Origin of the sequence: Streptobacillus felis (assembly GCF_001559775.1) — a bacterium.
Taxonomy (GTDB): domain Bacteria; phylum Fusobacteriota; class Fusobacteriia; order Fusobacteriales; family Leptotrichiaceae; genus Streptobacillus; species Streptobacillus felis.
In genome coordinates this window covers 1-11400 of sequence record NZ_LOHX01000299.1, presented here as the reverse complement: position 1 = coordinate 11400, position 11400 = coordinate 1, and the positions used below count along the sequence as shown (strand labels likewise).

Annotated in this window: 10 protein-coding genes and 1 tRNA gene; 3 read left to right on the top strand and 8 right to left on the bottom strand. The window is 26.5% G+C overall.

Annotation, left to right across the window (positions count from 1 at the left end; translation table 11 throughout):
- Positions 1-194: 194 nt before the first annotated feature.
- The 3 genes from AYC60_RS06235 to AYC60_RS06225 form a co-directional block, all read right to left on the bottom strand.
- On the bottom strand, positions 195-1712 hold the full coding sequence (locus AYC60_RS06235; RefSeq protein ID WP_067322542.1) for a hypothetical protein: 1518 nt from the start codon (positions 1710-1712) through the stop codon (positions 195-197).
- Between the two features lie 302 nt (positions 1713-2014).
- The gene (locus AYC60_RS06230; protein ID WP_067322539.1) at positions 2015-2467 is read right to left on the bottom strand and encodes a hypothetical protein; all 453 of its coding nucleotides are present in this window, start codon (positions 2465-2467) and stop codon (positions 2015-2017) included.
- A gap of 141 nt (positions 2468-2608) precedes the next feature.
- Positions 2609-2685: transfer RNA gene (locus tag AYC60_RS06225), tRNA-Met, on the bottom strand.
- Between the two features lie 151 nt (positions 2686-2836).
- Between AYC60_RS06225 and AYC60_RS06220 the strand changes: the two genes are divergently transcribed.
- Genes AYC60_RS06220 through AYC60_RS06210 form a run of 3 tightly spaced genes read left to right on the top strand, consistent with a single transcriptional unit; the run spans position 2837 to position 6874 of the window.
- Positions 2837-3271: a MarR family winged helix-turn-helix transcriptional regulator gene (locus AYC60_RS06220; RefSeq protein WP_067322536.1), complete on the top strand. Its 435-nt coding sequence runs from the start codon at positions 2837-2839 to the stop codon at positions 3269-3271.
- Positions 3268-5001 (top strand): ABC transporter ATP-binding protein, encoded by a 1734-nt coding sequence (locus AYC60_RS06215; protein WP_067322534.1) that lies wholly within the window; start codon positions 3268-3270, stop codon positions 4999-5001. The genes AYC60_RS06220 and AYC60_RS06215 overlap by 4 nt, the downstream gene beginning before the upstream one ends.
- Positions 4994-6874 (top strand): ABC transporter ATP-binding protein, encoded by a 1881-nt coding sequence (locus AYC60_RS06210; RefSeq protein WP_067322531.1) that lies wholly within the window; start codon positions 4994-4996, stop codon positions 6872-6874. Before AYC60_RS06215 ends, AYC60_RS06210 begins: the two co-directional genes overlap by 8 nt.
- Positions 6875-6909: 35 nt before the next feature.
- Here AYC60_RS06210 and AYC60_RS06205 read toward each other — a convergent pair whose 3' ends face one another.
- From AYC60_RS06205 to AYC60_RS06185, 5 genes are read right to left on the bottom strand one after another with little or no spacing between them, the layout of a single operon-like run.
- On the bottom strand, positions 6910-7212 hold the full coding sequence (locus AYC60_RS06205; protein WP_067322528.1) for a hypothetical protein: 303 nt from the start codon (positions 7210-7212) through the stop codon (positions 6910-6912).
- 12 nt (positions 7213-7224) lie between these two features.
- Positions 7225-8292: a M24 family metallopeptidase gene (locus tag AYC60_RS06200; protein WP_067322525.1), complete on the bottom strand. Its 1068-nt coding sequence runs from the start codon at positions 8290-8292 to the stop codon at positions 7225-7227.
- A gap of 12 nt (positions 8293-8304) precedes the next feature.
- Positions 8305-8961, bottom strand: coding sequence for a CPBP family intramembrane glutamic endopeptidase (locus AYC60_RS06195; protein WP_067322523.1), 657 nt, complete (start codon positions 8959-8961; stop codon positions 8305-8307).
- 13 nt (positions 8962-8974) lie between these two features.
- Positions 8975-9856: an SPFH domain-containing protein gene (locus AYC60_RS06190; RefSeq protein ID WP_156447690.1), complete on the bottom strand. Its 882-nt coding sequence runs from the start codon at positions 9854-9856 to the stop codon at positions 8975-8977.
- Between the two features lie 12 nt (positions 9857-9868).
- Positions 9869-10270 carry an NfeD family protein gene (locus tag AYC60_RS06185; protein ID WP_067322517.1) on the bottom strand — a complete coding sequence of 134 codons (402 nt, stop codon included), beginning with the start codon at positions 10268-10270 and terminating at the stop codon, positions 9869-9871.
- Between the last annotated feature and the right edge of the window lie 1130 nt (positions 10271-11400).

Here is an 11400-nt window from a genome sequence, read left to right as displayed (position 1 = left end):
GTAATTATTTACTTCAAAAAGTTGATTTTCTTTTGTGTTTGTGATACTATTTAATTGTATTTTTAGCATAACTAATTATACCATAAAACAGTGATTTTATCAATGTTTATGCGTGTTTTTAGTTCAAAAAAAGCCAGCTTTATTTCTGGCTTTTTTTGTTTATTTAGACTGTTTATTTCGGAACAGCCCCTTTTTTACCATACATATTCAAATTTCAATATTCCTCTAGCATCATATCTTGATACTACAGTCTTATCATCCATATTACCTATATGAACTGTTGCAAAAATTGATGGTTTTATCTTTAATCTATTATCAAATGTATTAATAGTTAATCCTAAACTAGGAGTAATTAATACTGTTTTATCTACAGAATCATATTTACCTGTACCCCACCAATATTCAAATTCGCTTTGGTGATCAAAATCTCCCATAGCATAATAGTCATCTTTATAATGGTCAATTAATCTATTTTTTTCTAAGTATCCTTGATTAAGAACTACTCTTTTAAGTACGTAAGTGGTTGCAATTCCATGGTTTACATATTCTAAATCTAATCCTGCATTTAATTCTACTATATTATTTATTTTATAATCTAGGTAGTTTTTAGTTCTAAAAATTAATTCTTCAAATTCTGGTTTTTTATCAACAACATATATAGGAGAAATAATAAGCTTAGTATCATTTATAAATTTAACCTTATTTGTGTTATAGTCTATTCCAAATCCTGTGAAAACTAAAGCATAATTAATTGTTTCAAACCCTGGAAGTATTTCTTTATCGATATATTCTTTTTCTTCCCAATTTTCAGATGGTATTATTCTATATTTTGCATCATTTCTATTTCTAAAGTATATATCTAAATTAGCTTTTAAGTTTAGTTCATCAGTTACTTTTACATTAATAGAATTTTCACTCCATGCAAATACATGGTGCACTATAGGGCTATTATCTTCTGTTTCAAATGGACGATACGTTTCTTTTCCTAGATAGTCAAATCTATATCTTACATCAAGATTATTCTTAAATTTAAATTTACCTACTTCTGTTTCCGCTAATATACCTGCACCAGTTATCATTGCATTACTTTGTACAAATCTTTTTCTTTCATATTCATTATCAGGGTTGAAAATACCTAAATCATCTTCTAATTTTCTATGGGAATCAGTTAAGTATACATCTCTAAACATAGCATTAAATTTAAATATTTTATTTATTTTATATCCTAATGAAGTGTCAACTAATAGATGATTGTTAACTCTAGATTTTTTAGTTTCTAAATTAATATCTATAAGTACTTTATCATATACATTTGCTTTTAATTCAAGATTATCTTTTTTGTAATCTAGTTTAAAGTCTAGTTCTGGATAATGACTTATTAACCCTTTTTCTACTTCATTTTCTTTAACACTTAAAATATCTGCTTTATAGTTTAAGTCTGTCATTAAATTTAAATTTTCGTTTACTTTATAGTCAAAATTATTATTTAAACTCAATCTAAAATCATGTTTTTTCAAATTATTTTCAACTCTAGGTAAAATATTAACTGCTTCAAATTTTAACATATTACTATTTTTTAAGTTATTAGCTAATCTATCTGATTTAACTCCAATTTCTGCTGAAAGAGTTCCAGCATTGTATAGGTTATTGCTTCTTATTTCGTATAAGAATCCTCTATCTGGATGAATTTCTAATTTTTCAAAATTCCCCAATTTATATTTAACATCCGTTATTAAATCAGCTTTTTTAAACTCTGTTTCTGTTTTAAATCTTGTATCTAATCTATGAGTATAATCTTTAAAATCTTCACTATTATATATAGCCCCTGCTAAATATTTAGTATTTTTTACTTTACCTTCTAAATTTGCAGATAATAAAATTGTATCTTTATCCTCTAAAATATATCCATTATCATATAAGGCTTTTTTTGCATAATCTTTTAATGCTACAAGTCTTGGATCAATTATCTTATTATTGTATCTAGAATATAGGTTATATGACTTCTACGTTCAAGTCAAACTGTTTTAATATATACATACCCTTCTAACTCACCATTATCTTTTAAATATCTTACAATAGTTTCTCTAGGGTTTTCAGCTGTATATCTTTTAATATCAAAAGCACCTATATAAAAACTTTGTGGTAGTCTATATAGACCTTTAACACTTACTTTAGTGTTTTCATCTATATCATTTTTTGTAAAAGCCCCAATAAATCCATCTACTTCTCTATCTGGTCTACTATCTTGAGCTATTCTTCCATTTGCAAAAATCATATTATCTTTATTTGAGTCTAGATATATACCCATATCAATTTTTGCTTCACCAAAATAAAGATCTTCTTTTTCATTTCTATATTTTTGCATTCCCTTAAATCCAGGTTGTACATCAGCATTTATATATCCTGTAGTTTTAGAAAATGATAATACTGAATAAAGCGATACTGCAGTTAATAATATTTTTTTCATAATTACCTCCTATTTGTCCAACAAATTTTACAACATAAATGGTCAAGTATCAAGAAAGAAGTGAAAAAATTATTTATCTTTAGATAAAAAAAAGCTGTAGAAAACTACAGCATTTTATCTATTTTTATTATTTTAAATAAATGGTGCCTAAGAAAGGATTCGAACCTTCGACCCTGCGGGTATGAACCGCATGCTCTAGCCAACTGAGCTACCTAGGCATATCTCCCAATGACAATAGTAATTATACAATAATAATTTTACTTTGTCAATTATTTTTTCATTTTTTTAATTGACTTTTCTCTTTTTTATCTATATAATGTATCTATTAGTTCGGATATGAACTATTTTTTATTAAAAAAGGATGGTAATATGAAAAGCAATACAATCAATTCATTAATTACTCTTTTTAAGAGATTAGAAAAATACAGTCTTAATTTTTCAAATTTTAATCTGAACAATCTACAAAAATATATATTAAAATATATAGTACTTTTAAGTGACAAAAAAGATATATGTCAAAAAGAAATAGAAAATCATTTTTCACTTAGTAAATCTACCGTATCTGAAATATTAAAATCATTTGAAAAAGATGAATTAATTACTAGAGTTTCATCAGATAAAGATCAGAGGATTAAAATAATTAAGATGACAGAAAAGTCTATAAAAATTAGAGAAGAAATATTAAAAAATATAGCAAAAATCGAAAATATGTTAGTTGCTGATATTTCTGTTAAAGAAATAGATATTTTTAACAATACTTTGCTTAAAATGAATGAAAATTTAAAAAAAGGAGAAAATGAATGAAATTAAAAATCTTAAATTCTATAAGAGAATACAAAAAAGAAACTATACTTGCTCCTGTATTTATGATACTAGAGGTTTTTACTGAAGTATTAATACCTCTACAAATGTCTAAAATTATTGATGTAGGTATAAAAAATGGAGATATGCCATATATTATTAAAAAGGGTATAATCTTAATAATATTAGCTGCTTTAGCACTTTTATTAGGTATATTGTCAGGTAGAATGGCAGCAATAGCAGGTTCTGGATTTGCTAAAAATTTAAGACACGATATATTTTATAAAATACAGGATTTTTCATTTAAAAACATTGATAAATTCTCTACATCAAGTCTTGTAACTCGTATGACTAATGATATATCTAATGTTCAAATGGCATTTATGATGAGTATAAGACTATTTGTTAGAACTATAATAATGTTAATAATGTCTTTAATTATGATATTTACTATAAATCCAAATATTTCAAAAATATTTATAGGAGTCATACCATTTTTAGCTTTAGCATTTTACTTAATTATTAGTAATGCATACCCATACTTTGTAAAATCTTTTAAAGAGTATGATGTGTTAAATAGAAAAGTTCAAGAAAATGTTAATGCTTCTCGTGTTGTTAAAGCTTATGTAAGAGAGGATTTCGAAATAGATAAATTCTCAGATACATCAAATTCTATTTTTAGGCTTTTCTCAAAAGCAGAAGGATTTGCATCACTTAACTCATTTGTAATGCAATTTACAGTATACACTGTAATAATACTTATACTAATAATAGGTGGAAAAAGTATAGTATTTGGAAATATGCAAACTGGAGAATTAACTTCAGTAATAGTATATTCTATACAAATTCTTATGGCCTTAATGATGATATCATTTGTATTTGTAATGCTATTAATATCTGAAGCGGCTATTAATAGAATTTCAGAGATATTAAATGAAGAACCTGATATGTATAATAAGGAAGAAAATATTAAAACTATTGATAATGGTAATATTTCATTTGAAAATGTATATTTCAGTTATTCAGGTAACAATGGTAACCTTGCACTTAAAAATATTAATTTTAACATTAAATCAGGTCAAACAGTTGGTATCTTAGGATCAACAGGTAGTGCAAAATCAACTTTAGTTCAACTAATACCAAGACTTTATGATGTAACTAAGGGATCAGTAAAAGTTGCTGGTATTGATGTTAGAGACTACGATATGGAAGTACTTAGAGATAATGTTGCTATGGTATTACAAAAAAATCAACTATTCTCAGGGACTATAGAAGAAAATATTAAATGGGGTAATCCTGATGCTACTTTAGAAGATGTAATTAGAGTATGTAAATTAGCACAGGCAGATACATTTATTACTAACTTCACTGATGGATATCAAACAAAGATAGACCAAGGTGGAAACAATGTTTCTGGAGGTCAAAAACAAAGATTATGTATTGCAAGAGCCTTATTAAAAGAACCTAAAATATTAATACTAGATGATTCAACTAGTGCTGTAGATACTAAAACAGAAAGTTTAATCAAAAAAGCTTTCTTTGATCAAATACCTAACACTACTAAAATAATTATAGCTCAAAGAATCTCTTCAGTAGAAGATGCTGACATAGTTATAGTACTTGAAGATGGTGAAATAAATGGTATTGGAACACCTAGTGAATTACTTAAAAACAATACAATTTATCAAGAAATATATAACTCTCAGGTGAAAGGAGATGAAGAAAATGAGTAAAGAAACTAATACAAAAAGTAGAAGACCTAAAAATACTAAAAAAACTTTAGGTAGATTAATGTCTTTTATCTTTAAATATTACAAAAAAGAAATGATAGTAGTACTTTTTGCAATAGTAATTAGTTCACTTGCATCAATTTCTGTCTCACTTTCATTAAGATATATAGTAGATGACTATATTACTCCTTTAATAGGTAATGCAAATCCTAATTTTATATATATGTATAAGATGATAGGATTCCTTGCTGCTATATTTTTAACTGGTGCACTTGCAACACTTACATATACATTACTTATGGTTAAGATAACTCAAGGTACTTTAAAAAGAATAAGAGATATATCATTTAGACATATGCAGACTTTACCTATTAAATATTTTGATAAAAATAATACTGGTAATATTATGAGTGTATTTACTAATGATACTGAATCACTAAGACATATGATTAATGGTGCTATACCAACTGTTATTTCGTCAACTATAATAATCGTAGGGTCATTTATTTCTATGATATTACTAGCACCTCTACTATCAATTTTATCTATTCTTATGGTAGTAAGCTTAATATTCATTACTAAAACTATAGGAAAAAATACTGGAAAATACTTTGGTATGCAACAAAAAAATATTGCAAATGTTACAGGATATATAGAAGAAAGTATGAGTGGTCAAAAAGTAATAAAAGTATTCAACCACGAAAAAATAGCTAAAGAAGAATTTGATAAATTAAATGAAGAATTATTTACAGCATCTTCTCGTGCAAACATATTTGCAAACTTAATGGCTCCTGTAATAGGTAATATGGGAAATCTACAATTTGTTCTTACTGCAATACTAGGTGGATTACTTTATGTAAATAATCTAGGTGGATTAACTGTAGGTATCTTAGTTTCATATTTACAATTTACTAAGAGTTTCACTCAACCATTTATGCAAATGGCTATGCAATTTAACTCTATACTTATGGCTTTAGCTGGTGCAGAAAGAATATTTAACTTACTTGATGAAACTCCTGAAGTTGATGAAGGTAAGATTACTCTAGTAAATGCATGTTATAACGATAAAAATGTACTTGAAGAACAAGGCGAAGAATGTAGACACTGGGCTTGGCGTGATGAAAATGGTAACTTAACTGAATTAAAAGGTGAAGTTAGATTTGAAAATATGACTTTTGGATATAACGAAGATAAAGTTATATTAGATAACTTAACACTTTATGCTAAACCTGGACAAAAATTAGCCTTCGTTGGTGCTACAGGTGCTGGTAAAACTACTATAACTAACCTAATAAATAGATTCTATGAAATTAATGATGGAACTATTACTTATGATGGTATTAATATAAAAGATATTAAAAAAGATGATCTACGTAAATCATTAGGTATAGTATTACAGGATACTAAACTATTCACAGGTACTATAATGGAAAATATTAGATATGGTAAATTAGATGCAACTGATGAAGAAGTTTATGCAGCTGCAAAACTTGCACATGCTGATTCTTTCATACATATGTTACCTAATGGATATGATACTGTTCTTACAACTAATGCTGAAGAACTTTCAGTAGGACAAAGACAGTTAATAGCAATAGCTCGTGCTGCTATAGCAGATCCCCCTGTATTAATACTTGATGAAGCTACTTCAAATATAGATACAAGAACTGAAAGAATAGTTCAAAACGGTATGGATAATTTAATGAAAGGCCGTACTGTATTTGTTATAGCACATAGACTTTCAACTATTAGAAATAGTGATGCTATAATAGTATTAGAAAATGGTAAAATAATTGAACGTGGAAATCACCATGACTTAATAAAACAACATGGAACTTACTATCAATTATATACTGGAAATGTAGAATTAGATTAATTGTATAATAAAAGAAGCCTGAGGCTTCTTTTATTTTAATTTATCATTTGTTTTTTTTCTTTATCTATTACATATATACCATTACTTTTTAGTACATCTATAAGATCTTTTTTTAGTAGTGATTCATATTTTAAAAATTCGTCATTTTCTAATTTCTTTATTTTTCTACTCACTATATCATTTTCACCATATATTAATATACTATCATCTCTTGGTATAGAATAATTGTATAATTCTAAGTAAAGGTTTTTTATAGTTTCTAAATTATTTCTTACAAATATTAAATAATCATCTGTAGACTTGTTTAAATAATCTATATCATATTTATCAAATTCCATATTCTACCTACCTTACTTATTATATACCATAATTAATTTCTTATCTAAACTTGTTAAAACTTCATGTCCATTTTCTGTTACTACTATATCATCTTCTATTCTAACACCTGCATAACCTGAAACATAAATTCCTGGTTCTACAGTAACTGTCATTCCTGCTTCTAATTTTGTTTCATCTCTCATAGAAAGCATAGGAACTTCATGTACTTCTAACCCAAAACTATGTCCTAATGAATGACCAAAGTATTTTGCATCATCTCCCATAAATTCTCTAACAGCTGCATCTATTTCTTTACCTGTTTTACCTGCTTTTATAAGTTCAATACCTAATTCATTAGATTTTCTAACTTTTTCATAAATTTCTAACATTCTAGGTTCTATGTTTTCTCCAAAATAAATAGTTCTTGTAATATCACTTGCATAACCATCATAGTAGCAACCATAATCTATAGTTATGAATTCTTCTTTTTCTATTTTTTTTTCACTTGCAACCCCATGGGGCATAGCTGACCTATATCCACTTGCAACTATAGTATCAAATGAAGTTCCACTTGCACCTCTTTTTCTTTGGTTATATTCTAATATAGCTGCAACTTCTATTTCTGTCATTCCTTCTTTAATTTGAGGTATGGTTTCAAGTAAAGCTTCTTCACTTATTTTTATTGCTTTTCTTATTTTTTCAATTTCTTCTGGAGTTTTTATTCTTCTTGAAGCTACTAATTCATTTGATGATTTAATTAATTTAGCAAAAGAAAAAGCTTCACTAATTGCTTCAAACTCAGAATATGAAAGTGATAAATTATCTATTCCTAATTTAGTAACACCGTCTACTTTTGCAAGTTCAACTAATTTATTATAGTTTCTTGCATTATCTTCAATAAATGTAAATCCATATTCTGAAACTTGTTTAGTTGCTTGTTCAGTATATCTAAAATCTGAAATAAAGTACTTATTTTTCTTAGTAACTAATGCAATTCCAGTACTACCTGTAAATCCTGTAAAATATCTTTTATTGTAATAGTCTGTAAGTAAAAGACCATCTATTTCTAACTTTTCAAAAATTTGTTCTAATTTGTTCATAATTTTCCCATCCTAATTCTTAAAGTAAAATGACAACATAGCTAAAAAATTATTTACCATGTGAGATAGCATTGCAAGCTTTATAGATCCTGTATAAAAATATGTTCCGGTAAATAATATACCCATTAAAAAATATGGTATAAATTCCACAACATTTTTAGGACCATGTATTAATGCAAAAAGTAAAACTGATAGTATAAAATTAATTTTTCTATTACTAAATAGGTTAGCAAAAACACCTCTAAACAACAACTCTTCAGCAATAGGAACTATAACTGCACTACCTATAATAAGGTAAATAATACTTTTACCCTGCATAATTACTTCCAATGCTTCTTGGTTACTAGTACTTAGTTCAAAATACGACGTTACAATACCTAACAAGATATTAAACAATGCTGAAATCACTATTACTGCTATTATTTCTAATAATTTATTTTTTTTCTCAGCAAAGATATTAATCTTATATCTATAAAATATATATCTTATAAAAAATATATTTATTAAATTTGAAAGTATTAATATAGAATAAGTATCTAAATTACCATCATTTTTTAGAGCTGATACCACACCAAAAACGAAACCAGCTATAAATTGTGACACTAAAAAAGCACCTATAATATAACATACAAAAATTATTCTTTCTTTTTTACTTAAATCTTTTAACATTATATCATCCTAACTATTTTATTTCTCTTATACCTGCAAGTAGTGAAGTTAAATTTTGTAATTCGCTAGGAATAAATATCTTAGTTGCTTCACCTTGTGATACTTTTTCTAAACTTTCAAGTGATCTTAATGCAAGTATTTCTTTACTAGGAGAAGCTGAATTTAATATTTTAATTCCATCTGCTTCTGCTTCTTTTAAAGCAATTATAGCTTTTGCTCTACCTTCAGCTTCTTTTATGCTTACTTCTTTTTTAGCTTCTGCTCTTAATATTGCTGCTGTTTTTTCTCCTTCAGCAACTAGAATAGCACTTTCTTTTTGAGCTTGAGCTTCAAGTATTTTAGCTCTTTTTTCACGCTCTGCCTTCATTTCTTTTTCCATTGCTATTCTTATTTCTGTAGGAGGTATTATACTTTTTAACTCCACACGGTTTACTTTAATTCCCCATGGATCTGTAGCCTCATCAAGTTCCATTCTCATTTTAGAGTTAATTACATCTCTACTTGTTAATGTTTGGTCTACAGTCATGTCCCCTATAATATTTCTTAATGTAGTTGCTGTAAGATTTTCTATAGCTGCTATAGGTCTTTCTACTCCATAAGTGAATAATTTAGGATCAGTAATTTGAAAATAAACTACTGTATCTATTTGCATAGTTGCATTGTCTTTAGTAATAACACCTTGTGGGTCAAAATCTACTACTTGTTCTTTCAATGTAACTCTTTTAGAAACCCTATCAACAAAAGGATTAATAAAGCTTAATCCTGATTCTAAAGTTTGTGAATATTTACCTAATCTTTCAATAACATATACATAAGATTCTGGAACTATTCTTACCCCAGAAATTGCAATAGCTGCAAAAATTAATAATATTATTCCAAATACAATAATCATAATTTATACCTCTTTCTATTTTTTTATTAATATTTTATTACCTTCAAAAGCTTCAATATATGCAACATCACCAGTATTAAATTCTTCATTTGAGATAGCAGTCCATTTACTATCTTTAAATTTAACTATATATGTTCCATTTTCTTTATCAACAATTACTACCTTATGTCCTTTAAAGTCTGAATGAAATTTATCTTTGATAAAGTACTTATTTAATATAGGTCTAGTATATAGCAAGAATATTACTACTAATACTGCGAAAATAAATATCTGAAGTGGTGGGTTATCAAACCAAATACTTAATATTGATACAATTAATGCAGAAAATGCAAGCCATATAGTCACTAAATTATATGTAGCAATTTCAATTAATATGAAAGTTATAAATAACCCAAGCCAAACATATACATTAGTCATACCTTTTTCTCCTCTCTTTTATATTTTAACAATTTTTCTAATTTTTTTATTCGAATTTTACCATTTTTACTATCCTGAATGAAATTATTTATCTCATCAATATATTTCTTTAAAACATTATACGTACCTTTTTCTGTTTTATATGTTTTGCACCTTCTAAATACACAGTTTTTACACTTGTGGCTTTTTTAGCAGTTACATCATAATGATCAAATGTTTTAAATGTTCTTCCCAGATTATTTCCTAAGGCATTCTATATTTTCAGTCCTGTAGATACAGTTCCATCAACTTTTATTCCTAGATTTATTTCCTTTACATCTATTGCAATTTTAGTTAATTCTTCTATTTATCTTTTTTAATTTTAAAAATATATTACCTGTATCCAATAATTCATCTGATTTTGTAACACTTTTAACTAAATCTTTTCCTTTATTTATTGTTTTTCCCCACTTTCTTTTAACCTTGAGAAAACTTCTTTTACTTCATTTATATCTGTAATCTTTTTACCAAATTCTATTATTTCCCCATTTTTTATTTCAACAATATATCTTTACCAATTTGTGTCACTACTACAAAAGTTGCAATTCCTTTAAATACCCTATATACATCATCGTCTAAAAATTTTTTCAATAATATATCTCCATCTCCATATATAGTACCACAACTTACATATTTATTAATTTCATCTGATCCATCTATAACCGATACCGTTAATACAACTGCTTGTCATTCTGTGATTTTAGCACCTTTTAATACAAATTTTCCTAAAGTTTTTGCACTTACATAAACATCCATTGTTATCAGTCCTACAGGAGCATTCTCTTTTATAGTTGACCAAACACTACTTGCAAAATCTTTTATTAAACTATCACTAACAACCTTAGCATCTCTAGGAATATCTAAAAGATTATCTTTTTCTAAGTTAATTATCTCTTTACTTCACCTGTATTAATTTCACCATTTTTTTATAAGCTGTATCCATTAATACAACAATTTATAAATATAATTTTAAATAAAACTTCCCATTCTTATCCATTCTTCTAATTCTTTCACATCATAATGATATTCATATATCCAATCTAACCACTCTTCTTTTGTTATTGTATTTAAATCAAATTTTTTCATAAATT

Bases quoted from the DNA above. Each gene is read 5' to 3' on its own strand.
- AYC60_RS06205 (WP_067322528.1), bottom strand. From the start codon at position 7,212: ATGGAATTTGATAAATATGATATAGATTATTTAAACAAGTCTACAGAT.
- AYC60_RS06185 (WP_067322517.1), bottom strand. From the start codon at position 10,270: ATGACTAATGTATATGTTTGGCTTGGGTTATTTATAACTTTCATATTA.
- AYC60_RS06215 (WP_067322534.1), top strand. From the start codon at position 3,268: ATGAAATTAAAAATCTTAAATTCTATAAGAGAATACAAAAAAGAAACT.
- AYC60_RS06200 (WP_067322525.1), bottom strand. From the start codon at position 8,292: ATGAACAAATTAGAACAAATTTTTGAAAAGTTAGAAATAGATGGTCTT.
- AYC60_RS06210 (WP_067322531.1), top strand. From the start codon at position 4,994: ATGAGTAAAGAAACTAATACAAAAAGTAGAAGACCTAAAAATACTAAA.
- AYC60_RS06220 (WP_067322536.1), top strand. From the start codon at position 2,837: ATGAAAAGCAATACAATCAATTCATTAATTACTCTTTTTAAGAGATTA.
- AYC60_RS06195 (WP_067322523.1), bottom strand. From the start codon at position 8,961: ATGTTAAAAGATTTAAGTAAAAAAGAAAGAATAATTTTTGTATGTTAT.
- AYC60_RS06230 (WP_067322539.1), bottom strand. From the start codon at position 2,467: ATGAAAAAAATATTATTAACTGCAGTATCGCTTTATTCAGTATTATCA.